This window comes from Haloplanus salinarum (assembly GCF_009762275.1).
Taxonomy (GTDB): Archaea; Halobacteriota; Halobacteria; order Halobacteriales; family Haloferacaceae; genus Haloplanus; species Haloplanus salinarum.
This window is the reverse complement of the sequence record NZ_CP034345.1, coordinates 361,166-384,945: the sequence shown is the minus strand read 5'-3', so window position 1 is coordinate 384,945 and position 23,780 is coordinate 361,166. Positions and strand designations below refer to the sequence as shown.

General features: G+C 60.8%; 18 protein-coding genes. 9 read left to right on the top strand and 9 right to left on the bottom strand.

All coding sequences use genetic code 11. The annotated features are described in order from the left end of the window. Positions 1–191 precede the first annotated feature (191 nt). Entirely contained in the window at positions 192–1,715 is a 1,524-nt protein-coding gene (locus tag EI982_RS03110) for a sodium:solute symporter family protein (protein ID WP_157688093.1), read from the bottom strand. Next, positions 1,716–1,964 carry a hypothetical protein gene (locus EI982_RS03105; RefSeq protein WP_157688092.1) on the bottom strand — a complete coding sequence of 83 codons (249 nt, stop codon included), beginning with the start codon at positions 1,962–1,964 and terminating at the stop codon, positions 1,716–1,718. Between the two features lie 191 nt (positions 1,965–2,155). Between EI982_RS03105 and EI982_RS03100 the strand changes: the two genes are divergently transcribed. After that, positions 2,156–3,334, top strand: coding sequence for a M24 family metallopeptidase (locus tag EI982_RS03100; RefSeq protein ID WP_157688091.1), 1,179 nt, complete (start codon positions 2,156–2,158; stop codon positions 3,332–3,334). A gap of 4 nt (positions 3,335–3,338) precedes the next feature. On the opposite strand, the gene EI982_RS03095 is transcribed toward EI982_RS03100, so the two are convergent. Together EI982_RS03095 and speB are read right to left on the bottom strand one after the other, a co-directional pair. Continuing rightward, positions 3,339–3,950, bottom strand: a complete 612-nt coding sequence (locus tag EI982_RS03095; RefSeq protein WP_157688090.1) for a DUF1989 domain-containing protein — start codon at positions 3,948–3,950, stop codon at positions 3,339–3,341. Beyond that, positions 3,947–4,849, bottom strand: coding sequence for an agmatinase (gene speB, locus EI982_RS03090; RefSeq protein WP_199243712.1), 903 nt, complete (start codon positions 4,847–4,849; stop codon positions 3,947–3,949). Before speB ends, EI982_RS03095 begins: the two co-directional genes overlap by 4 nt. A 361-nt stretch (positions 4,850–5,210) precedes the next feature. On the opposite strand from speB, the gene EI982_RS03085 reads away from it, so the two are divergent. From EI982_RS03085 to rdfA, 4 genes are all read left to right on the top strand, one after another. Beyond that, positions 5,211–6,002 carry an IclR family transcriptional regulator gene (locus tag EI982_RS03085; RefSeq protein WP_157688088.1) on the top strand — a complete coding sequence of 264 codons (792 nt, stop codon included), beginning with the start codon at positions 5,211–5,213 and terminating at the stop codon, positions 6,000–6,002. A gap of 367 nt (positions 6,003–6,369) precedes the next feature. After that, positions 6,370–7,545, top strand: coding sequence for a M20 family metallopeptidase (locus EI982_RS03080; protein ID WP_157688087.1), 1,176 nt, complete (start codon positions 6,370–6,372; stop codon positions 7,543–7,545). A gap of 553 nt (positions 7,546–8,098) precedes the next feature. After that, complete coding sequence (locus EI982_RS03075) at positions 8,099–9,217, top strand: redoxin domain-containing protein (RefSeq protein ID WP_199243711.1); 1,119 nt, start codon at positions 8,099–8,101, stop codon at positions 9,215–9,217. Between the two features lie 727 nt (positions 9,218–9,944). After that, a complete protein-coding gene (gene rdfA / locus EI982_RS03070; RefSeq protein WP_157688085.1) occupies positions 9,945–10,580 on the top strand; it encodes a rod-determining factor RdfA in 636 nt (211 codons plus the stop codon). Here rdfA and EI982_RS03065 read toward each other — a convergent pair whose 3' ends face one another. Further along, positions 10,581–12,515, bottom strand: a complete 1,935-nt coding sequence (locus EI982_RS03065) for an archaea-specific SMC-related protein (protein ID WP_394352059.1) — start codon at positions 12,513–12,515, stop codon at positions 10,581–10,583. A gap of 298 nt (positions 12,516–12,813) precedes the next feature. Here EI982_RS03065 and EI982_RS03060 point away from each other — a divergent pair, with 298 nt between their 5' ends. After that, positions 12,814–13,620, top strand: coding sequence for an IclR family transcriptional regulator (locus tag EI982_RS03060; RefSeq protein ID WP_157688083.1), 807 nt, complete (start codon positions 12,814–12,816; stop codon positions 13,618–13,620). Positions 13,621–13,682: 62 nt separating this feature from the next. On the opposite strand, the gene EI982_RS03055 is transcribed toward EI982_RS03060, so the two are convergent. From EI982_RS03055 to EI982_RS03045, 3 genes are all read right to left on the bottom strand, one after another. Next, on the bottom strand, positions 13,683–14,957 hold the full coding sequence (locus EI982_RS03055) for a M20 family metallo-hydrolase (RefSeq protein ID WP_157688082.1): 1,275 nt from the start codon (positions 14,955–14,957) through the stop codon (positions 13,683–13,685). A gap of 116 nt (positions 14,958–15,073) precedes the next feature. Further along, complete coding sequence (locus tag EI982_RS03050; protein ID WP_157688081.1) at positions 15,074–15,490, bottom strand: DUF3830 family protein; 417 nt, start codon at positions 15,488–15,490, stop codon at positions 15,074–15,076. A gap of 85 nt (positions 15,491–15,575) precedes the next feature. Further along, complete coding sequence (locus tag EI982_RS03045; protein ID WP_157688080.1) at positions 15,576–16,937, bottom strand: NCS1 family transporter; 1,362 nt, start codon at positions 16,935–16,937, stop codon at positions 15,576–15,578. A 145-nt stretch (positions 16,938–17,082) separates the two neighbouring features. Between EI982_RS03045 and EI982_RS03040 the strand changes: the two genes are divergently transcribed. Continuing rightward, positions 17,083–18,471 carry a dihydroorotase gene (locus EI982_RS03040; RefSeq protein WP_157688079.1) on the top strand — a complete coding sequence of 463 codons (1,389 nt, stop codon included), beginning with the start codon at positions 17,083–17,085 and terminating at the stop codon, positions 18,469–18,471. Between the two features lie 780 nt (positions 18,472–19,251). Here EI982_RS03040 and EI982_RS03035 read toward each other — a convergent pair. After that, positions 19,252–20,022 (bottom strand): IclR family transcriptional regulator, encoded by a 771-nt coding sequence (locus tag EI982_RS03035; RefSeq protein ID WP_157688078.1) that lies wholly within the window; start codon positions 20,020–20,022, stop codon positions 19,252–19,254. 584 nt (positions 20,023–20,606) lie between these two features. Between EI982_RS03035 and EI982_RS03030 the strand changes: the two genes are divergently transcribed. After that, positions 20,607–21,956 (top strand): NAD(P)H-dependent oxidoreductase, encoded by a 1,350-nt coding sequence (locus tag EI982_RS03030; RefSeq protein ID WP_157688077.1) that lies wholly within the window; start codon positions 20,607–20,609, stop codon positions 21,954–21,956. A gap of 229 nt (positions 21,957–22,185) precedes the next feature. Beyond that, positions 22,186–23,709 (top strand): ABC transporter substrate-binding protein, encoded by a 1,524-nt coding sequence (locus tag EI982_RS03025; protein ID WP_157688076.1) that lies wholly within the window; start codon positions 22,186–22,188, stop codon positions 23,707–23,709. Positions 23,710–23,780: the final 71 nt, after the last annotated feature.

Genomic DNA, 23,780 nt, shown 5'->3' with positions numbered 1-23,780 from the left:
GGGCGATTTCTCGACCGACGTGTGCGCTCGTGGGAGGTAAGATGCCCGTCAGATCCCGGTGGTCGCGACGCGGTCACCGCTCTCGTGAGCGCCCGGGGGGTGTTCGAAGTTCCGACGACGCGTTCGAAACGGGTGGAGGAGCCGTAAAACAGCGACGCTACCTCGTGGACGATGCGGGGGCTCGACCGGACTCAGTCGTCGGCCTGTACCTCATTCCGTTCCTGGTAGGTCCCTTCGAGATCAGCGAGTTCCCGATCCTGCAGATCGTACACGAACTCCTGCACACGATCCTGATCGGGTTTCTCCGTCACGAGCGAGGCGCCGATCATAACGGCGGTACAGGCGACGAGTCCCGGAACGCCGACCCACAGGCCGAACGGGACGGCCGCATCGGCTACGTTGTAGTAGATGAGTACGACCAGACCGGCTGCGAGACCACTGACGGCACCCTGCCAGTTGGCACGGGGCCAGAAGAACGCGGCCAAGGCCGGGGGGACGAGCAGTGCGTAACCCGGAACTGCGAGCGAGACCGCGATTTCGACGAGTAGTCCCAGATCGATGAGCGAAATCCCGAGGGCGACGACGCCGAAGATCCCCGAGAGCACCTTGGAGTACCGCGAGATCGTCTTCTCGGGGTAGTCCGTGCCGACGAGTTCCGAGTAGACGTCCCGAGCACCGATCGAGCCCATCATGAGGATCATCGAGTCGGCGGTCGACATCGCGGCTGCAACCGCCGCGGCCATCAGAAGCCCGAAGAGGGGACCTGGCATCTCAAGGATGTACTGTAGAATGACGGTATCGGGGTTCGAGAGCCCCGGGAACGCGATCAGTCCCGCGTACGCGATGATCATCGGGAAGAAGGTGAGCAGTCCGATCGCCGCGAGTGACGAGCCGAATCCCATGCCCCAGAGCCCGGAGACACGTTTCGCCGAGTAGTACCGCTGCCAGATGAACGGCCAGACCGACTGTGAAAGACCGAACCCGACGGCGGCCGTGTAGAGGTACAGCGGGTCCATCGTCAACTGGTTCGCGTATTCGACGGTCCGGGAAACCCGCCCGAACACGCTCGTCGGCGTCGTCCACAGGACGTACGCCGAGACGACGATGAGGCCGACCCAGATCAGGATCGCCTGTAGTGCGTCGCTGTAGGCGACACCGCGCATCCCGCCGATGGCGATGTAGACGGCCATCACGATACCGATGATTACCGCCGCGAGTTCGCGGGAGATCATGCCCTCGGTGAGAACGTTCAACACCAACCCCATCCCGGTGAACTGGATCGTCACGTAGAACACCGTGAACCCGATCGAGATGAGTGCGATCAGGACGCGCAACGACGAACTGTCGGCGAAGCGTTCACAGAGCAAGTCCGCCGGCGTCACGTAGTCGTTCCCGCGTTTACTCATCCGCCAGACCCGTTCGCCGATGATGACGAGGGCCGGGAGGTCGATGAATGCGACGCTGCCGACAAGCACGATGCCGGAAATGCCGGAACTGTACGCGATGCCGCCACCACCGAGGAACGTGAACGCCGAGAACGCCGACGCGATCATCGTCAAAAAGACGACGAAACTGCTCAGCGACCCACTCGCGACGAAGTAGTCGCTGACGGACAGTTCCGTCAGTCTGCTGCCGTATTCGGCCAGCGCCAACAGGACGATGAGGTAGATGGCGGTCACCGCGAGGCCGGCGTACATCCACGCCGTCGTTACCATCTACCGATCACCCCCCTGGCCGGCGGCGCCGAACACTTCCCGGAGGTTCGGCTTCTCCAAGTAGTACCACGCGAAGGTGCTGTTGATGGCGAACACGGCGATCATGATCCCGAGCAGTACGACCCAGGTCACCGGGAGACCCATAATCAGCCCCGCCGGGGACTGGTAGTAGTACAGGTAGCCCAGGAACGCCGCGTTGCTTATCAGTATGAACACGACCCACCAGCGCCGGATCTGTGATTGCTTCATAACTTCGATACATATGCTACGCTCTACCGTGTTATAGTTAACCCCGGTTTGGAGTCACATACCTGAACCGCCTCGCGAGCGTGACTATCGATACCCCCGCTCGAAGACGAGTGAGAGCGTCGTATCGGTTGTTTCGAGTAGCCGGCTGTCGCGGTGGAATCTTTTTATCCCTGCCAGTACACATTCGGATTATGACATTCGGTAGGTCGGAGTTCGAAGCTCGATACGAGCGCCTCCGGACGGCGCTTCGGGAAACCGGGATGGACGCGGTGCTGGTCACGAATCCGGAAACCGTCGAATATCTGGGTGCCGGCGCGGGCTTGGATCTCGCGTGGTACCGTCAGTTCTCTCGATCGATCGATTTCCCAACCATCGCCGTCGTTCCGGAGACTGGAGTCCCGACGCTGATCGTACACAACGTCTTCGAGGACGTCGTCCGACAGGCGACCGATGGAGCGTGTGAGCTTCGAACGTACTACGAGGGGGAGGCCCGGTCGTACGTCCCGCCGACAGTCGACACGCTGACCGATATCTGCCCGGCAGTGCCGAACGTCGGCATCGAGATCGGGGCGGGGACCACCACGGATCTGAAACTCGGTGTGCCGCTGGGGGCGATGCAGGCGATCCAGGAGCGACTCCCACACGCCGAGTTTCTCGACGCGGGCGACGTACTGCGATCGGTTCGGATGGCAAAGACCGACGCCGAACGCAGTTGTATCCGTCGTGCCACCGCCGCGATCGACGCCGCCTTCGAACGCGTGTTCGCGGAGATCGAACCCGGAATGAGCGAGACCGACGTCGTCGCCATCTGTAATCGACTCGTCAGCGAACACGGTGCGCGTCCGGTCTGGACGCTCGCGTGTACGAATCCGTTCGAGATCCTCCCTCGCCCCGACGTGACGCTCGATCCGGGTGACACGCTCTTTCTGGACATCGGGGCGACCGTCGGTGGGTACCACTCGGATTACAACCGGATGGCCGTCGTGGGAGAGCCCTCGGCCGAACAGATCGAGCACAACCGGATGGCCGCCGCGGTGACGAACGAACTCGCCGACGCCGTCGAACCGGGAACGACACCGGCCGACATCGTGGATCTCTGTCGGGCCGAATACCGCTCTCGCGGCCTCGGCTCCACGCTCGGGCTGACATCCGAGACGAAGATCGGACACAGCATTGGCCTCACGCTCTCGGAAGCGCCACAGTTGACGGGGTACGACGAAACGACGCTCGAACCGGGGATGGTGCTCTGTATCGAACCGGCCGTGCTGACGGACGAGGCGTTTTTCATGTCCGAGCAGATCGTCATCGTCACCGATGACGGGGGCGAAATCGTCTCGAGTGCCGACCAAAAACTAGCGTCGATTACGTAGGCGCTCAGAAATTGGTCCCGACCGGCACGCCGTCGGGGACACGGATCTCGATTCCCGTTGGTCCACCTTCGTTGAGTATCGAATCACCGGTGCACGGTGCGACGCCGACGATAGCGTCGCGCTCCGCACGAAGCTCTGCAGTGTCGCCCGGCTCGGATGGGGGTTCGCGGAAATCCAAGTAGCGGTGATCCGTGATCGTCACCGCAGTGAAGAGGTTCATCACGTCCTGGACGCGAGCGGGGTCGATCCCGTACGGTTCCAAGACCTCCTGAAGGTTGCCGCGACAGCCGATCTCGTCGTCCTGCCCGTAGTACTCGTCGACGATCCACGCGTTGCAGGGAGCGAGCAGGAGGTCATTTATTCCACAGTCGTCGTGGACGAGTGTCGCGATCGGTTCCCCGTCGGTCGTATAGAGGCTGTCTCCCTCCTCGAAACGGACCTTTCCCGTTCGTCGATAGGTGTACTTCGAGGAGAACGCCGCCGTATCGTCGTCCGACTTCGGGAAGACGGTCACGTCGACTGCCTGTCCGCCGTGGGTGTCGATAACGTCGAACGATTCGCCGGCCGCAAGTTCGAATGCCGCGCCGGATTTCGCTTCGATATGTACTGATTTCATGCGTCGTGACCCGTGTCCGTCGTCGATGTGTCGAGAGCTGCACAGAGTGCCTCGAACATCACGTTCGCGGCGAGGATCGCGGTCGATCCCGACTGGTCGTCGTACGGGGGCGCCACCTCGACCAGATCGAACCCGATGAGATCCACTGCGTGAAGCTGGCGGGTGAGCGTGAGGATCTCACGCGAGGTGAAGCCCCCCGGCATCGGCGTTCCGGTGCCGGGCGCGTACGCCGGGTCGACCGAATCGATATCGATCGTAGCGAACACGGGTCCGTCGACGACCTCCTCGATCCGATCACCCAGGGCGTCTAATCCGAGGGTCGTCGCCTCGGTAGCCGTGTAGGATTCGATTCCAGCGGCCTCGAACCGTTCGACGTCTTCGGGGCCGTAGAGTCCCCCTCGCTCGCCGATCCGTATCGACGTCTCGGGATCGATCAGTCCCTCCTCGATCGCGTAGTGGATGGTCGTCCCGTGATTGTGATCGCGTCCGAAGTACTCCGTCCACAGATCGGAGTGGGCGTCGAACTGTACGAGCGAGACGGGGCCGTACTTCTCCGCGACCGCTCTGAGCACCGGAAGCGTCGTCGAGTGGTCGCCACCGGCGAGTACGGGGATGACCCCGTGATCGAGAACGGCCCCGATCCGTTCCTCTATCGCCTCGAACGTGTCCTCGATGTATCCCGGCACGACCGGCACGTCGTCGTAATCGACGATCGTGAACTCGTTCAGATCGGTGTCCGTTTCGGGATTGTACGGTTTGAGTAGCGTCGAGGCCTCCCGGATCGATCTGGGGCCGAATCGCGCGCCCGGCCGATAGGATGTCGCGTCGTCGAACGGGACGCCGAGAAACGCCGCGTCTGCCTCCGTCCCCCCGAGGTCGTAAACGTGTGGCTTCCGCATAAACGTCGCCACACCGGCGAATCGCGGAACCGACTGCGGATCAATCATCGGCGATGATCCCGTCGTGGCCGCGATCCCGTTTGCCCGTCGCTTCGACAGTCGGACGAACGAACGTCGACAGTGTGAACGACAACGCCATCCTCTACTGCTACCGAGTGACGGTCGGATAAGTTTGTTGCCGCTGTCCGAACGGGACCACGTGCCGGCGCGCCCCGGGAGAGCACGTTCGGCGCTGGATCCGGTCGGCAGCGATTCCCACGGGGGCACGCCGACGGTACCGAAAAGCGCCTCACAGTGCTCGCCGAAATATAAGTTTGGTTATAACAAAGTATAACATCGTATCGGGGTCTCTAGGGGAGTGATGGACAACGAAACGCCGAGAACGATCCAATCGGTGGAGAGAGCCTGCGCGATTTTAGAGAAGATCCACCAGGATCGGGAAGTAACGTTGACGGATTTGGCCGAGGACATCGATCTCTCGCTGGGCTCGCTCCAAACGTACATGAACACGCTCTGTCGGTGTGGATTCGTCGTGAAGGAGAGCCGAACGTACAGTCTCGCCCCGCAGTTTCTCATTTACGGCGAACAGGTACGGAACACGCTCCCACTCTACCACGTCGGCCGAAAAGTGGTCGACAACATGGCACACGAAACGGGGTACAACGCCCACCTCATCACCGATCACAACGGGCGAGAGGTGACGTTGTACCAGTCCTTCGGTGAGGATTCCGTCGGCACCGACCTGTACATCTGGCACCAGGCCAAACTGGAGTGGCAACTCCACTGGTCCGCGTCCGGGAAGGCGATTCTCGCTCACCTTCCGGAGAAACAGGTACGAAGCGTCATCCGTGAAAACGGCCTGCAGCGACGGACACCACACACGATTACCGACGAAGAGACGTTGTTTACGGAACTCGAACGAATCAGGGAACAAGGGTACGCGTTGAACGACGAGGAGGAGATATCCGGGCTCAGGGCGGTTGCTGCACCGATTCACGATCAACAGGAGCGGTTACTCGGATCCGTGAGTCTGTCCGCTCCGAAATCGGAACTCCCCGACGACCGGTTCTACGACGAACTTCCGAACTACGTTATGAACAAAGCCAACATAATCCAGGTGGAACTGCAGGCCAGGGACGTCAACGAGGAGTAGGGATATCGCCGCAAAATCGCTGAGAGAGCCGATGGCACGATCGGAATCGGCGATTTCGCTCGTCGGGAATAACGAACATTTGGTTGTTAGATTCATTCGGTTCGTAGGGCATCATACCGGGTCATACGAACGGTTATTCGAGTTGACCGTACTGCCCTGCGGGTATTCGTAACAATTACAACATTTTTTGAGTATATCAAAGCTAAACCGCAGCGGCCACACGGTGTGCCATCCACTCCGTCACCACTCCCTATACAGGGGTGGGTCTCACGGCCGACTGGTTCGTCCCTGGACCCGGGATATCGGGCACGTCGTGTCGTGGTCTCGGAGAAAGGTTTAACTCCTGCCGTGGTATCCGTTGACGTGTATGTCCGAAACCGGAGCGCGGAGTAGCGAGTTGGTCGAGCTTGTGTCCGATCTGGTCAGCATCGAATCGGAGAACCCACCGGGAAACGAGAAACCGGCCGCCGAGTTCGTCGCAAACTGGTTCGAGGAGGAGGGTATCGAAGTGGAGACGGTCACCAAGCCGTTCGAGGACCGTCCACAGGTCGTCGCGCGGGTCGGCTCTGGCGACCCCACGCTGGTGCTAAACGGACACACCGACGTCTATCCGGCGGGTGATCGGTCGGGTTGGGACCACGATCCGTACGGGGCAGAGATCGAAGACGGGAAACTCTACGGTCGCGGGAGCGTCGACATGAAACTGGGTCTGTCCCTGGCGATGCTCACCGCGAAGAACCTGAAACCGGAGATAGAGTCGGGAGAGCTCGACGGATCGATCATCGTCCACGCGCCCATCGGACAGGAGACCGGGGATCCGGGAACGCTCGCGCTCATCGAGGAGGGGTACGCCGGGGACTATGCAGTGGTGTTGGAACCGACCCAGATGGAGACGGTCACCTCGAACAAGGGGCTCGCCTGGTACGATATCACGGTCAACGGCGAGCCGGGACACTCCGCACGCCCGGACTCCGGAGTCAACGCGATCGAAGAGGCACACCCGCTCATCGGACGACTACTGGAGTACGACGCGGAACTGCGAGACCAGGATCACGAATTGGTCGGGCCGGGATACGCCAACCTGACACAGATCGAGGGTGGCCTGACGGGCAACATGATCCCCGAGAAGATGACGCTGCGCATGGAGCGTCGGTTCTTCCCGAGCGAGACGGTCGAAGAGATGGACGAGGAGGTCGGCGCCCTCCTCGAGGAGATCGCCGCCGACAACGACCTCGACATCGAGTGGGAACGCGTGAGTTCGTACGAATCGACTGACGCACCGGTCGATTCGTACCCTGCTGAAGTGTTTCGGAACCACTCCAGCGACACCGCCGGCGTCTCGACGGAGCCAGCAGGGCGTCCATGGGCGGCCGATACGCGTTGGTTCATCAACCACACCGACGTGCCAGCGATCACGTGGGGGCCGGGGGACAGTGCCCAGTGTGGCCGTTACGACGAACATTTCGACATCGACGAGGCCGAAACTGGATTGGAAATCCTCCAAGACGCGGCCCGAGAGATTATCACCACGGCCGAGGACTGATACTGTTTATTGTACGTCGTTACCGGTGGTTCGCCAGCGTGGTCCGGCGAACCACCGGTACACAGTTACAATAATCCGTATGAGGAGCCACCTCGTGTCGTCCGAACCGTCCGATCCCACGAAGCCGCAGACGGGGTTCGTCGCCGTAGCGAGGTGAGCGCGACGACTTGTCATACAAGCCAACTGATTGCTAATCTGATAGGTGTGATCGTTCTCGATATGACGCTACAGACGGGTTGGTGCGACCAAGGCCGGGATCGCGCGGAATCCGTGTCGACCGACACCTCGGAAGCCCACCACGGCGAAGATGACGGCACAGCGATCCCGCATCGACGACGAACTGGCGACACTCGTCGGCAAACTGGCATCGCGTGGGACCGAGAACCCGACCGGCAAGGAGCGGCGGGCCACCGACCCCGTGCCTGTCGTGGCGAACGGGACTCCTCGCCAACGTTCGGCGAGTGAGAGAGCTCGCATCTCGACGCACCGATAACAAAAGGAACCCGACAACGTCGTCGCGTATCTTTTTCCGGGTCGGTCGCTTCGTATGTGTATGAACGATACCGAACCGAGTCCCCCCGATAAACCGTCCGTAGAGGCGGTACTCGACCGTGTTCGAACACACGAGTTCCATCCCGTCGATGAAACGAACTTTACGGTCGATCGGACGCTCGAGAAGCACGGTATAGCGGATCTCGACGACGACGATTGGCGAGTCCGACTACTCGCCGTCCGCGACCTCGTCCGAGTCGGCGACACGAACGCGTCCGACATCGCCGTTGGGCTCGAGGACGACGACGTGCAGGTACGCTACGTGTGTGCAACGGCACTGGGGATTCTGCGAGCCCGGAGCGCGATCGAGTCGCTCGAACGGGTGGCCCGTCAGGATCCGAACGCGCTGGCGCGGTCGCAGGCGATGATCGCGCTGGGACAGATCGGTGCCACCCGGTCACTGGATCTACTCCGTGACCGGTACGCGAACGACGATTCGAAAGAGGTCCGCCATCGAGCCGAACTCTCGATCGACCGCATCGAAAAGGGCGCAGTAGCCGAACGCGAGGTGGAGGCTGCGTATCGAAATCTCGATGAGGACACCTTCGAACAGCTGGCAGTCGGTGAGGCCGCGCCGCCGTTCGAACTGCCGGATACTGACGGGGGGACGTGGAACCTCGAGGACGCAATCGAAGACGACGGGTGGACAGTCCTGATCTGGGTATTCGCCGACTGGTGTCCCGTCTGCCACCGCGAGTTCGACGAACTGATCGAACGTCGCGATGAGCTGGTGGAGGCGGACATCGACGTGGCGACGATCGAATGTCACGGCCGCTATCGCAGCCGAGTGATGGTCGGCCGGGAGTTCGAACCCGAGTACTGGTTCGCCGAGGTGTCGTTCACCGAGTCGTACGCGGAGCAGATCTGGTGGCCCCACCTCCTCGACCGTGCGGGAGCGGTCGGTGCGAAGTACGGCGTCGATCCGACGGCGTACGCCGTCCACGCCGGGTATATCAACCGTCCCTCGACGATCATCATCGATCGGACCGGAACCGTCCGTTTCGCGTATTACGGAACATTTTGGGGGGATCGTCCGTCCATCGAGGACATCCTGGAAATGATCCAGTCGGAGGAGTTCGATTTCGAGCATCCGGAACGACGGCGGGTGACGTCCGGGTGACACACCACGCTAGTGGAGCGCGCGAAACCAGTGTGGGGCGAGAGCGAACACCCGGCCCCGAGATGACGCTCGGTATTCGGATGAGTTTGGCTACGTTATCACGTTGATACACTACCTCAGATGTTGATAATTCGAACATCACTCGTTCGCGAGAAACGGTCCATGATCGGGGACGGAAGACCGGTCAGCGGCAAAGAGCCGAATCGGACCACGGTTGCCGAAACGGTGATTCGCAGCGACGAACAGCAGTTTCGGTACGCTGCCGGGATTCCGAAACCGATCGAAGGACCCCGTTCGGAACGTGGGTAACCACGAGGCCCGATTTCATCGGACCCTCCTTCGACGAACCGCGAGGGAAACACGGATCGAATCGGTCGTGGTTCCCGTCGATGGGTCGGAGGGTATTTTCAGCGGGGTTCGGTATAATCAAATCATTCTCAACTTACATTTCCGGGGATATATATCGTAGATTTTCGGTAGCGTTCCGAGCAACGGACACGATGTGTGAGGGTCGAGCTATTGTGGGTGGTCGGAATCCAGCGATGCGGTCCGACCGTTCACGGTGATATGATTCGGAGTGATGAACAATAAGCCGGATAGATCGTTCGATTCGTCCGACACGCGAATAGGATGGACGTTCAAGCCGCGATCGTCTCGTTCGGTACCATCGGGCTACCGAGGCATGTTGCATTTATTTTATATACTTGGATCACGCATCTCGCGTGCAGTGACTGACGACGAGCACTCCGACTCGGAACGGAAATCGAGCAAAGTGGCCCGGCTGATCGACGAGTACGGCCTCGGCGACTCGTTCGGTGATACACTCGAACGGCTGTGGACCGCCGATGGTGACCAACGTGAGAGTCTCCGCGATCTCGCGGATCGGTTCAATCGGCGGCTCCTCGAGACGAACCTGCAGGCCGCCGGCGCGTCGACCGTCGACGGGGAACTCGAGAACCTCTATCGCCTCCTCACCGACGACGACGTGAGCAGCGGGATGCGGACGGAAGCACGTACACGCCTCGAACGCGAAGGCGTCGATATCGAACGGCTCGAGCGGGATTTCGTCACGTATCAAGCCATCCGCTCCTATCTGACCGAGTATCGGGATGCGGAGTACGAACGACCGTCCGAGAGCGAACGAGCCGATTCCGTCATCGAAACGATCCAACGTCTTCAGTCCCGACTGCGATCTATCGCCGAGGAAGGTTTGGAACGATTGCGCTCGACTGACAGACTCACGCTCGGTCGCTTCCGCTTGTTCGTCGACGTGGATGTCCTCTGTGAGGAGTGTGGGGCCCAGTATGGCGTCGTCGAGTTGTTCGAACGGGGCGGCTGTGACTGTGACCCCGACGAAGAATAGCTAGATCTCCGTCACTTGCGTGTGGTTGTCGTCGAGCGCCTGTGCGTCCTCGGGGAGCAAGGCGACGACGAGAAACTCCGCGTAATCGGCAACGTATTCGACTAGTGTGGCGATGCGCTCGGAGTCGATCGCCTCCAGCGAGTCCAACAGCATGAACGGCACCGTCTCGTACACTTCGTGGACGAGATAGCCCGCGAGCGCGAACACCAAACCAGTTACCTCGCGTTCGCTCTCCGAGAGGTGATCGATCGTATCCTCGAACGTGGCGCCGCTGTCCGTACTCCGGACGATATGGAGTTCGAACATGGTTTTCTCGACGTTCCGACGACCCTCGCGAACGGTGCGTTCGACTCGCTCGATCCAGATTCGTTCGAGGTTCTCGTAACCGAGGATATCGAGCACGGTCTCCATATGATCGTTGAACTCCGTGACGGCGTTCTCCTCGATCCGATCGATCTGCGTCCGGAGCTCTCGAAGCTCCGTGTTGATCTCGTCGCGCTGGGAACGGAGTTGCTCTTCCTCGGTCAGTTGGTCTTCGATGCTGCTGATCCGTTCCGTCACATCCTCGAGGTCGGATTCGAGTCGACCGAGTTCGAATTCCAACTGGTTCGCTTCTTTGTGTAGTCCGAGGATATCGTCGAAGTCCTCGGTCTCCAAGGTTTCGATTTCCGCTTCGAGGTCCTCGATGTCGCCGTTAAGTTGGTCGCGTTGCTCCCGCAGCGTCTCGAGTTGTGTTTCGCGATCCTCGATTTCGACCTCGATGTCGTCGAGCGTTCGCTCGAGGGTTTCCTTGCGCTGCTGTTGTTCCCGGTACGTCTCGCGTTCCTCTTTCAGTTGACTCAGCTCGGATTCGAGCGTCCGGATCGTCTCGAGTTTCTCCTGTCGGATCTCCCGAAGTTGGTCGAGCGTGGTCGTGATTCGATCGGTCTCGACGGAGGTACCGCAGGTCCAGCAGACCACCGTCTCGTCGACGAGGGCGTCCGTCACGGCACCATCCTCGTCGTCCAAGTGTTCCGTGACTACCCCGGTCTCCTGGAGTTGATCCTCGTTGAACTGGATGACGTCTTGGAGATCACTCACCTCGCGTTCGAGTGTCCCGATTCGCTCCCGCAGTCGCTCGATCTCCTGGTCGAGTTCGGCGTGTTCACCCATCGGCTCGTCGGGGAGCTCCTCGAGGTCGGTCTCTATCTCCCGCTGCTCGGCCGTGAGCGACTCGATGCTGTCCTGCTGGAGATCGATGTCCGAGCGAACTCGCTCAAGCTCCGACCGCTTCTCGCGCAGGTCGTCGAGCCGCGATTCGAGTTCCTGTTTCTCCGCCCGTGTCTTGTCGATGTCGGCGTCCAGTGCCTCGATCTCCGCCTCTTTGTCCTCGAGCGCCGCTCGCTTCGTCTCGATATCGTCTTCGAGACGGCTACGCTTCCGCTCGAGTTCCGGTAAGTCCCCCTTCAGATCGGCGAGGGAGTCGAGATCGTCGTCGATCCGGGATTTCTCGCGCTCGAGTTCGCGAATCTCGCTTCGAATAGCTTCGGTGTCGACCGGCCGCATGATCAATTCCCGCAGGTCATCTCCCCTCGCGACGGAACGGCGGGCCTCGTTAGATTCCAACAAAAAGGCAAAGAGGTCCGCGAATTCCGGATCGTCGAGAAACGGCTCGCCGCCGATCGTTACGGATCCGTTCGTCCGTGTGAACGTCCGTCGGTAGCGCTCGTCGCCCACGGTGAATTCGACCTGCCCCTCGTCGGCGTCAGCTTTGAGAGAGGCGTCGTCGCTCCCCATGACCGCCATGATCGATCGGAGCAGCGACGTCCGGTTCGTCGCGTTCCGCCCCGTCAGAACCGTGATCCCGGGTTCGAACTCGACGCTCGTCTCGTCGATCCCGCCGACGTTCCGGACTTCGATCCGGCCCGTCCGTCCCAGCAATTCCGTTTCCATCACCGTCAACGTAGAACTGACAGGGTAAAAGCGTTGTCGTGAACGGCGAGGCCAGACTTCCATAACAAACATACTATTGTTATATCGGCCGTCGGTGAGACACCCGTTTGCGTTTGTATTTCGAAAACACTTCGGCGTGAAACGCGGTGCCGTCACGGGGGATTGCGGATCTATGCAGAACACGACGATCGGGCGGCGTGGACGTGTTCACGCGTGAACGAACGGACGTGTCGTCCCGAGTCGTTGCTCGACCGTTTTCGAGAGGTGAACGATTAAGTGACGTCCCATTCTACACGGAGCTATGCCACCTGATTCGAATCCCGAGGCGTCACCGCGAACGCTGAAAACGGTGGAGCGAACGACCCGGATCATCGAGGCCCTCGAGACGCTGGACGGCGCTGGAGTCACGGAGTTGGCCGATCACCTCGGTATGTCGAAGAGTTCGGCGTACCACTACCTGACCACCCTCAGACAGGAGGAGTTCGTGGTCAAGAAAGGCGACCAGTACGAACTCGGCCTCCAGTTGTTGCTCTCCGGGGAGTACGTCCGAAACCGCAACCTCCTGTACCGGTACGGGAGGGAAGAGGTCGAGGAACTGGCCGAGTCGACCGGCGAGTACGCGAACCTCTTTACCGAAGAGCACGGCAAAGGGATCAATCTCTACAAGGTCCGCGGCAGCGACGCCGTCGGAAGCGGCTACCAGACCGAGAAACTCCAGCGGCCCGATCAGCTCCACTGCACGGCGACGGGGAAGGCGATTTTGGCGTTCCTGCCCGAGGACGAGCGTGAGGACATCCTGGATCTGCACGGACTCCCGGAACGGACGGCCAACACGATCACGGACCGGGACGAACTCCTCGAGGAACTGACCACGGTCCGCGACCGGGGCTACGCGTACAACGACGAGGAGGAAGTAGAAGGTCTCCGTGCCGTCGGGGCGCCGGTCATCGACCGCGACGACAACGTTCTCGGTTCGTTGAGCGTCGCTGGGCCGACTAGCCGGTTGAAAGGCGAGGCGTTCGACGAGGAACTCCCCGAGGAGGTCCAGCGCGCGGCCAACGTCATCGAGGTGAACATCAACATGGCGACCCACGGATCGGATTCGTAGGTGTGGCTCTACCCGACGACCACTCCGTTTCCATTCAACAAACCCCTCTGTCAGCGACCCGTTCAGTCGCCCGCCAGATCCGCCAGTCCGGTCGCTAACACCTGCGTCGCCGTCGCACAGCTACTCCAGTCGGTCCACTCACGGGGACTGTGCGAGAAGCCGCCGTGAGAGGGTGCGAACAGCATTCCCGTGTCGGTGACGCTTGCGACGTGCATGGTGTCGTGGCCCGCGCCGGAGTGTAGCGACAGCGACGGGACGCCGACAGTCTCGGCGGCACGTTCCAAGCCCGATGTGCACCGCTCGCTCATCTCGCTCGGTGCGATATCGTACGGACGCTCGAACGTCGTCTCGACGCCCCGCTCGGTTTCGAGCTGAGCAAGTCGCTCCGTCAGGCGGTCGATGATCCGTTCCATGGACTCGTAGCGGACATCACGGATATCGATACCCAGTTCGACCCGACCGGGGACGACGTTGATCGCGTTCGGTGAGACGTCGAGTTTTCCGACCGTCCCGACGACGGTGTCGCCGTGGTCGGCGACGACCGCCTCCGTCGCGTGTTCCACCTCCAGGACGAGCTCGCTCGCGGCCGTCAACGCGTCCGTCCGCTCCGCCATCGTCGTTGATCCCGAGTGGTTTGCCTCCCCTTCGATCCCGACTGCACACCGAACGGTTCCCGTGATCGCCGAGACGATGCCGACGGCCGCGTTCGCGTCCTGGAGGCGTTCACCCTGTTCGACGTGAAGTTCGAGCCACGAATCCCACGTGCTCGCGTCGAGGCGGCCACTCCCACGGAATCCGATGTCGCTCAACGCCATCTCGACCGTCACACCGTCGGTATCCTCCCGCGCGAGGGCATCCTCGACGGTCTGCCGCCCGCTAGCTACCGAGGATCCGAGGACGCCATTGGAGAAGCGTGCACCCTCTTCCTCGGTGAAACAGACGACGTCGATCGGTCGATCGAGGTCGGCATCGACCCGCTGGAGCGCCCGCACGGCCTCCAGCCCACTGTAGACACCGAGGACACCGTCGAAGATACCCCCTTCAGGCACGGAATCGAGATGGCTGCCACACGCGACGGGGGATGCCGTCGAATCGGCACCCTCGGGGACCCACCGACCGGCGATGTTCCCGACCGCATCGACACGGACGTCCAGTCCGGCGGCCTCGAGTCGGTCGACGAAGTACTCGCGTGCCTTGCGGTTCGCTTCCGTGCCCGTCAGGACCGTCCGACCGTGGCCCCGATCGGTTTCGATCGCACCGAACTCCGCTGTCCGCGAGATGTCGTCGCGGAGACGCTGCTCGCTCACACACTGGTGTGCGGACTCTGGTGTGCTCATGCTTGACATCACAAACTCGTCCCTCCGATTTGAAGATACCGGAGAGGTGAGGGCCTTCCCGGCCCGGTCGAATCACGGGGTGATCCCCGACGATACAACCGACACGCGTCGGGTCGCTACCGTTCCCTGACGACGATTTCCTTCGCGCCGCTTTGGAGTGTCTCCTCCTCCAGTTCGGCGAGTTCCTCGCGCGACGCGTCGAGACACGCGATATGATTGCCAGCGAGTTCACCCGCGGGGCTCTTGAAGCACGTCGGCCCGCAGGGGACGAGGATCTCCTGTTCGTTCCGGTAGCCCGGATAGAGGAGGATGTCGCCACGTGAGGGGTAGACCGTGTGGTTCTCACGGGGGATCTCCGGGAGATCGATCTCGTCGATGTTGACCCACGTCGCGTGACCGCTCCAGCGGACGTGCATCAGCTCCGATTCGAGCGGCAGGAACTCCCGGAGTGCTTCGACCGACTGGGGTGCCTCGTCCTCCAGCAGGTCGGCCACGAACACTTGGCCGTCGATGTCGAACTCTATCTGTGTCACGTGCTTGCGGTCGATCGGATGGAGAATAAAAGTTGCGTCCGTCGCGTGGACGGCACGCCGTCCGAGCGACGCACGGGCGATGGTGTCAGTCCCCCTTGGCGGATTTGGCACCCTGCGTGCTGGTCGACCGCATGACGTGCTGGTTGAAGTTCGCCTTCGAGAGCACAGCGTAGGCGACGAACGCGGTCGGCAGTCCGATCACCCAGGAGAGATCCAGGATCGGGAGACTGACCACGACGCCGAGGAGCATACTGATGATTCCCGTCGCGGAGAACCCACCCACGAACCAGAACGCCGATTCCTCGCTGTCGTCGTACAGCGCGTCGACGTCGGTGTCACGCTGCCGGACGATCCAATAGTCCGCGAGCAGGACCCCGACGATCGGTCCCAAGAACGCCGAATAGATCTGGATGAACGTCGAGAAGAGCGCACTGGTGAAGAGCATCCAGGGGAACGACAGGAACGAGAGCACGGTCGTGATCAAGAGTCCCTGTTTCCAAGAGACGTCGAGGGAGTCTTGGAACACGTGGGTTGGTGGCAGGAGGTTGTTCACGAGGTTCGTGGAGATCTGTGCGAGGATCGCGAACAGGAGCATCGCTGCACCGAGGACCGGATTCGGTGCCACCGCCATGATCGCTTCGACCGGGTTCGTGATACCGGTCGTGACGCTGAACAGGAGGCCGATCAGTAACATGAAGAGATACGCCGGAACGAGACCCAGCAGATTGCCGACCGCCAGATTCGCGGCCCCTCGTTCCGTATCGAGATGTCGGGTGATATCGGAGATATTCAGCGCGGCTGTAATGAGTTGACCGCCGACCGCCGCGATGAAGCCGACGAAGGGTAGCCCCCACGATCCGGGATGGTTGATCGGTTCCGAGGGGATGGCCTGTGTCGACAAGACGACGTATCCGGTGTACGCCAGGAGGACGACGATGACGACCGCGGAGAGGGTATCGAACCACTTGATCGAATCGATGCCGTACCACGCGAGGGCGAGGTTCAGCACGCCGAACAGCACGAAATACACCTGCAGGTTACCGAATCCCCACAGCGTGGTCGTGATCGTGTTGATCGCGAGCGCTCCGATCCAGTTTCCGATCCCGAGATAGATGATCGCGGGCACCGCCCGGAGGTAGTTCGGGATGATCGACCCACGAACCCCGAACGCTGACCGTGTCTGCACGGCAAACGGGATTCCCTCCTCGAAGCCCGGAAATCCGTTGAGAAAAAAGAGCATCCCCAAGATGAGGGTTCCGAGGAAGGAGGCGACGATAACCTGCACGAGGTTGAGCTCTCCCTGTGGGTGAATGGCGAAAAACGCCACCGCCATCGACTGGACGACGATGACGGCCGCCCACCAGAGCGGAACGTACTGGGAGAGTTTCATCGACCGGTTGTCGAGCGATGTCGGAGTCAGGTCTTCGGCGGCCGACTCCTCAGTCATGGCTCTGCTCCTGGGATGGTGCTAACATGGCTCCGATTCACACGCGATCATCATAGATATTAAATGTGACGATCGATTGGAAATATTACATGTGGGCATGGGAGCGATAGCCACAGTTAAGATACCTGATGTACAGAGCTAGCCTATGACCGCTGATTTGGTCATTAGCGACGGGACGGTAGTAACGCCCGAGCGCCTCCTCGAAGCGGATCTCGCTGTCGACGATGGCGTCATCGCCGCCGTTGGTGACGCCGAGACGATGCCGGATGCCGAGGAAGTCGTGGACGCCTCGGGGCAGTTGGTGATGCCCGGCGTCGTCGATCCCCACGTCCACATCGACGGGTATCTGTCGAACGACACCTACGAGACGGGAACGAGCGCTGCCGCGCTCGGTGGGGTGACTTCCTGCGTCAATTTCGCATGGGAAGCCTGGATCGGTGATCTCAGCGTCTGGGAAGAGGAGGGAACGCTGCTGGAGGCGGTGGAGCGTCAGAAGCGGAAAGGCGAGGAATCACTGATCGACTTCGGTCTCCATGGAGTCATCACACGCGAAGACCCGGCCGTTTTCGACGAACTCGAGGCGGTGATCCGGGAGGGTGTGACATCGATCAAGATGTTCACGGCCTACGAGATCGGCCTTTCCAACGGGTTCATGGATCGTGTCTTCGAGGAAATCGCCGAACACGATATCGTCGCCGTCCTCCACACCGAGGACGCATCGGTCTGTAATCACCTGACCGAACGGCTCAAGACCGAAGGGGCGAATCATCCCAGCGAGTATCCCCGCGCTCGCCCGGACTACACGGAGGCCATGGCAGCCGAGGACGCGGTTCGGATGGCACAGGAGGCGGGGGCAAAATACTACGGGATCCACACGACCTGCAAGAAAGCAGCGGACGTTCTCGATGACTTCCAAGCCGACGGAAGCGAGGTCCGTGGCGAGACGTGCACCCACTACGCTACCCTGGACGAATCCGCCTACGACGAACAGGGAACCCTCGCGATTCAGGCACCTCCATTGCGGACTCCCGCGGATCGTGACGCCATGTTCGAACACCTGCACGACGGTGCCCTGAGCGTCGTCTCCACCGACCACGTCGCATTCGAGCGTGCGGACAAGGAGGTCGAACACTGGTGGGACAGTTCGTTCGGTGTCAACAGTCTCCAAACCACCCTTCCCGTCTTCCACGACGAGGCGGTCAACGACCGTGGGTTCTCGTACCCCTTCCTCGTACGCGTGATGTCGACGAATCCGGCCCGGACGTTCGGTCTTCCGGGGAAGGGTACCCTCGAACCCGGAACCGACGCGGATATCGTCCTCTTCGATCCCGACGAGGAGTACACGATTAGCGCCGCGGACAACGCCTCCATCGCCGATTATTCCATCTACGAGGGTCGGGACGTGACGGGCCAAGTGAAGAAAACGTTCGTGCGGGGAGAACTCATCGCCGACGACGGCGAAATCGTCGGTGATCCGGGTCACGGCGAGTTCATCCACCGTGACCGTCCCGACTGGGAGCCGAACCGTCAGTAAGTGACTGCACGACTCTCGATCGGCGCGGCGGAGTACCAACTGGGAGGATCGCTGTCGTTCATCGTTCGTATTTAACAAACGCTTTCATACTCCGTATAGAGGACGGTAGTTCCGCGAATAACCGTACTTTGCTCCATAGACCGTCGTCATCGACGACATGGCTGTTTGGACTTCGAAAACGCAGTGCGCGCCGCGTTCGATTCGAATCATCCCTTCGAATAACGAACGAATGCTTGGTATTCGATGTCGGCCACCGCAGCCAGACTGATAGCTTGTGGTTCGTTCGTCCGAAATCCGTCAGTGACGACTTTTGATCCCGTTCGCCGTTATCGAATATGTGGACCCTGGAACTGTGCGGTGAGCGTTCCGTGGTGGGAGAGACGACAGACCACTAGTGGAGCCGTTCAGTCGAGAGCAACCACGGATCCCACGCGGAGAACGATCACTGGTGTCCGGATCGGGTGACGTGTCCACACTACGAGAGTGCGGGCACGATCAAGATACGAGACGTTTCTCCAACGGCAAAATAACAAACATAATTTTGTTATTTGATCTGCTACATAGCCCGTCCCCGGAGCGACTGGACCGTTGTTGGACACCGATCGGTCGCGGATTCGGATGTGAAACGATTCACATGCGGCAGATCACTGTTTGCGTCACCGAACTCTACAGTAGCCGTTCCGTCGATATCGGACCGTAGCGAGTTGTGGGTTCGGCGGTGGATATCCGTAATCTCGAGGGCCGCGTGCCCGAGGGCGTTCGTTTTTGCACACCACGCAGTCAGGCGAATTTGATCTGCAATTCGAATTCGTTGACGATCTTAAGCATCTGTTCGGGGAGTTCGTCATTCATCGGTTCTCCCTGGAGGTGTTGCATTGGGGCACCGGTCGCGAGCGCTCCGACGACCGTCCCGTCCTGTCTCGTGACTGGTGCCGCGATCCCTCCGTACCCGGGGACGTGTTCCTCCCTGTTGTAAGCGTACCCCCGCTCGCGCACGCGATCGAGCGCGGCGGCCAGTTCGTCCCTGTCGGTGATGGTGTTCTCCGTGATCGCGGGCATTCCCCAGCGGTCAATAATCTCGTCGACCCGTTCCTGGTCGAGATGGGCGAGGATCGACTTCCCGGCGGCATTGGCGTGTAGATAGATACGTTTGCCCGGCCGCGTGTCGATGACGCTGTCCCGTCTTTGCGGGTACTGGTAGACGTGGTAGCCTCGACCGTTCTCCTCGACGATGAACCACATCGGCTCGCCGGTCTTTTCGTACGCTTTTTCGACGATCGCCGCGGAGATGCGGTTGGCCTTCTTCCTGCGTCGGGCGTAACTGGCCACGTGGAGGAACTCGAGGCCGACGTAGTACTGTTTGCCCTCCTTGACGACGTACCCGTCCGTGGTGAGCGTGTTCAGGTGCTGGTGAACGGTACTGTTCGCCAGCCCGAGTTCGTCGGCGATCTCGTGGAGGCGACTCCCGTCGGCTTCGTAGAGGTGCTCTACGATTTCGAGAGTCGTGGCCGTCGCCTTCACCCCGCGGGCCGCGATGTCATCCGTTGTCATGGGTGCGTATGCCAAACATAGCTACATATACTTAATTCGTCGTGCACGAGCGTTCGTTCGGCGATGTCGAACTATTGGGCCCCTCGACCCGGCAGATCCGGCGCGGTTCAGCCTATTCCGGGATTGACGAAAATGATAGATGACCGCCGAAGTAGTCAAACGTCTACGCGCCGGTCGGAGTTCGCTGAAATTCGAACCGATAGCTACGTTAACATTCCTCGTTTGTTATCCGGTAGCAAGTTCAGCGAAGCAAACGCTATCTTCGCCAATAAAATACGATAGTTCGACATGACCGAAGAAACGACACGGGTGGTCGCGACAACTCCGCGAAACGTTCCACGGTCGAGGCCGAATTTGAGCATCGACCACCCCCCTGCTGCCGACAGGCGATTCGGTTTCAGCTAATATTCGCCGACAAAAAGGAGGGTACGTAACGGTTCCACGCGGCGGGGACGGGGAGGACCTCCACATCGACTATCCGTGGAACACCTGTCGAGCCACGGCGCGACGAGACCGCATCCCCAGTCTTCGGACCCACACATTTATGTAAAATAAAATTCAAGCACGCCACTGACGCTAGACAAATGCTAAATATCCCATCAAAGTTAGCTGCACGCGAGGAACCAGTACAGGTCGGCGTCATCGGTTCCGGGCTGTTCGGAACGAACCTGATCGACCAGATCGAACCGGTCACTGGACTCGAGACCGCGGTCGTAGCCGATATCGATACCGACAAGGCGGTCCGAACGCTCCGAGAGACCGGCGTTCCGTCGGACGAGATCACCGTCGCGGAGAGTGCTACGGAAGCCGAGGCGGTACGGGCAGAGGGGGGCCGTGCCGTAGTCGAGGCCGGGATGGACCTGATCGAGACGGGTGTGGACGTCGTAGTCGAGGCGACAGGGATCCCCAACATCGGGGCGAAATATGCGTACGAAGCGATCACGGAGAAAAAGCACGTCGTCATGGTGAACGTCGAGGCCGACACGGTCGTCGGTCCGATCCTCTCGTCGTACGCCGACCAGAACGACGTGACGTACACGATGGCCTACGGCGACCAGCCGGCCTGCATCGTCGAGTTGTGTGACTGGGCGCGCACGGTCGGGATGGAGATCGTCGCCGTCGGGAAGGGTAATCCCTATCGGGACGAATACCGATTCGGGACGCCCGACGACGTGTTCGACCGGATCGGGTTCGAGGACGAGTTCGTCGAGGGCCACAACCTCAACCCCCGGATGTTCAACTCGTTTTTCGACGGCACCAAGGTCTCCGTCGAGATGTGCGCCGTCGCGAACGCGGTCGGACTGGAACCGGACGTTCCCGGGATGCATATTCCGACTGCAGAGATTCCCGAGATTCCGGAGAAGCTCCGGCCGGAAGCGGAGGGAGGGCTGCTCCAGAACACCGGTGTCGTCGACACGATCAGCACGGTGTACGAGGACGGCTCCACGGTCGAGCAAGACATCAGTGCGGGAGTGTTCGCCGTGACATCGACCCCGACGGAACGCGTCCAGGAGTACTTGGCCCAGTACAGTGGCGCGGGATGGCACACCGCGAGCGACGGCAAGTACCAAGTGTTCTACCGGCCTCACCACCTCCCTGGTCTGGAGACGGGCATCAGCGTCGCCAACGCCGCGCTGAACAACGAACCGACCGGCGCCACACGGAGCCAGCACACGGAGGTCGTCGGAGTGACCAAGCAGGCTCTCAGCTCCGGAACGGAGCTCGACGGCGGCGGCGGGTACACCGTCTACGGTCGGATCGAAACGGCAGAGAGGGCCGAGGCGAACGGTCACGTCCCCTTCGAACTGCTTGACGGTGCGGTCGTCGAAACCTCCCTCGACAGGAACCAGGTCGTCACGTACGACGACGTGAGCCTCGAGGAGGATACGTTCATCTACAACCTCCGACAGCTCCAAGACGAGACCGGATTATGACCGCGTCACGGACGGTCGCCCACGGGCCTGTCGTGCCGCCCTGCGTGCTCCCGCTGGAACCCCGCTGATCTGGCTGCTCCGGCCGCCGGAGCTGACCGTCGACACACGGTTCGACGCTGAAGAGCATAAAAATATACACAATTTTTAATATACATGAATATATACAGTTTCGTCAGGGTTCGAGAAAGCGACCCTGAGCGAACGGCCCGGTGACCACAACCAGACAAACATGACAGAGAACAACTCACACGAAGAGCGGAGTCCAGCGGACGAACCGGACGAGCCAGAACGGCGGAGTTTCCTGAAAGGAGTCGCGGCGGCAACCGTCTCGGGGTCGACACTCATGGCCGGTTGCAGCGGCGGCGGCGGTGACGGTGGTGGCGACAGCGGTGACGGTGGCGGTGGTGGGAGCGATGGCGGAGACGGAGGAGCCGAGTCGACGCCGACGCAAAGCGAGAACACGGTCACCGAAGGATCGGTCCACTACCTGTCGCTAGAACAGAGCCCGACGTTCAAGGAATACTGGCAGAAGACGGCCGAGATGTTCGAGGAGGAGACCGGCACGTCGGTCAGCGTCACGTACGCGTTCGACGTCGGGTACAACAAGCGCATAGCGGAGCTGATTCAGGCCGGCGACCCGCCGGACGTAATAAACCTGGAGGACTTCAACGTCGCTCAGTACGTCCTCGACGACCTGCTCGCGCCAGTCACCGATATCACCAACCAGTTCCAAGAGCAGTTCCCGTTCCCGGACCAGTTCCGACTCACGAGCGGCGGCGAGGACATCTGGCACCCTTCGTTCGTCTCGTCGGGACTCTACTGGTACCGCGGCGACCTGATGCAACAGGAAGGATTCGAGGGAAGCGGACCGGAAATCGAGATTTCCGACGGTGAGACCGTCAGACCGCCCGCCAGTTACGACGAGTACCTGGAGTTCCTCGAAGCGACTGACCAAGTCGAGGACTCGTACGGGAACGAACTCCGCGGCGGGTACGTCCCGGCCGCCGAGACCCTTGGGTCACAGAGCAACATCTACTGTGACGTTCTGGAGCGTGGCGTCGAACTCACCGAGCGATCCGGCGACAACATCAGTCTCAACCTCGAACCTCGCTCGAACCTCGAGTCGTACCTGGACGACCTCGAGGACGCGTATCAGTACGCGCCCTCGACCGGCAACTGGAGTTGGACGGAGATGATCAACGGGTTCGCCAACGCGGACGTCGCCTCGGCCTTCTACCTGGGTGCGCGCCACAAGACCCAGTCGGTCACGCGTGAAGGCGAGTACGGTCTGGACGTCGTCCCCGGCGAGGTCCCGCCCGTCCAAGATGAGGAGGAGCGCGGGTTCACGTTCCCCTCCGGATGGGGGGTCATGAAGGGCGGCGAGAAAACCGAACTGGGCAAGGAGTACGTGTCGATGATGATGACGGACGAGGACTTACACGTCGAGTTCCTCCAGAAGTCGCCGGTCCACAACGCCCCACTACCCGAGTCGATGCGACAGACCGACCACCCGCTGTGGGACGTCGATATCGTCAACGATGGGTATACCAACGACCAGTTGCAGGTGTATCTCGACCAGATTCCAACCGGCAAGCCTATCGCGAGCGAGACGGACCCGACGAACTTCATCGCCGGGAACGTGTACATGACCTTCGGGCTGGGGAACATGGCCTTCCAGTACCTGGAGAACGGCGCCTCGAAGAGCGACGCCATCCAGTCGGGGATCAGCGTCATGCAGGAAGGACTGAACTAGCGCCAACAGGCGGTACATTTATGATAGATCCGTATTTTCGATGAATTATGTTCGGCAAGATACACGAGGTG

Coding starts and splice junctions, on each gene's coding strand:
- EI982_RS03110 (WP_157688093.1), bottom strand. CDS start 1,715: ATGGTAACGACGGCGTGGATGTACGCCGGCCTCGCGGTGACCGCCATC.
- EI982_RS03105 (WP_157688092.1), bottom strand. CDS start 1,964: ATGAAGCAATCACAGATCCGGCGCTGGTGGGTCGTGTTCATACTGATA.
- EI982_RS03100 (WP_157688091.1), top strand. CDS start 2,156: ATGACATTCGGTAGGTCGGAGTTCGAAGCTCGATACGAGCGCCTCCGG.
- EI982_RS03095 (WP_157688090.1), bottom strand. CDS start 3,950: ATGAAATCAGTACATATCGAAGCGAAATCCGGCGCGGCATTCGAACTT.
- speB (WP_199243712.1), bottom strand. CDS start 4,849: ATGCGGAAGCCACACGTTTACGACCTCGGGGGGACGGAGGCAGACGCG.
- EI982_RS03085 (WP_157688088.1), top strand. CDS start 5,211: ATGGACAACGAAACGCCGAGAACGATCCAATCGGTGGAGAGAGCCTGC.
- EI982_RS03080 (WP_157688087.1), top strand. CDS start 6,370: ATGTCCGAAACCGGAGCGCGGAGTAGCGAGTTGGTCGAGCTTGTGTCC.
- EI982_RS03075 (WP_199243711.1), top strand. CDS start 8,099: ATGAACGATACCGAACCGAGTCCCCCCGATAAACCGTCCGTAGAGGCG.
- EI982_RS03060 (WP_157688083.1), top strand. CDS start 12,814: ATGCCACCTGATTCGAATCCCGAGGCGTCACCGCGAACGCTGAAAACG.
- EI982_RS03055 (WP_157688082.1), bottom strand. CDS start 14,957: ATGAGCACACCAGAGTCCGCACACCAGTGTGTGAGCGAGCAGCGTCTC.
- EI982_RS03045 (WP_157688080.1), bottom strand. CDS start 16,937: ATGACTGAGGAGTCGGCCGCCGAAGACCTGACTCCGACATCGCTCGAC.
- EI982_RS03040 (WP_157688079.1), top strand. CDS start 17,083: ATGACCGCTGATTTGGTCATTAGCGACGGGACGGTAGTAACGCCCGAG.
- EI982_RS03035 (WP_157688078.1), bottom strand. CDS start 20,022: ATGACAACGGATGACATCGCGGCCCGCGGGGTGAAGGCGACGGCCACG.
- EI982_RS03030 (WP_157688077.1), top strand. CDS start 20,607: ATGCTAAATATCCCATCAAAGTTAGCTGCACGCGAGGAACCAGTACAG.
- EI982_RS03025 (WP_157688076.1), top strand. CDS start 22,186: ATGACAGAGAACAACTCACACGAAGAGCGGAGTCCAGCGGACGAACCG.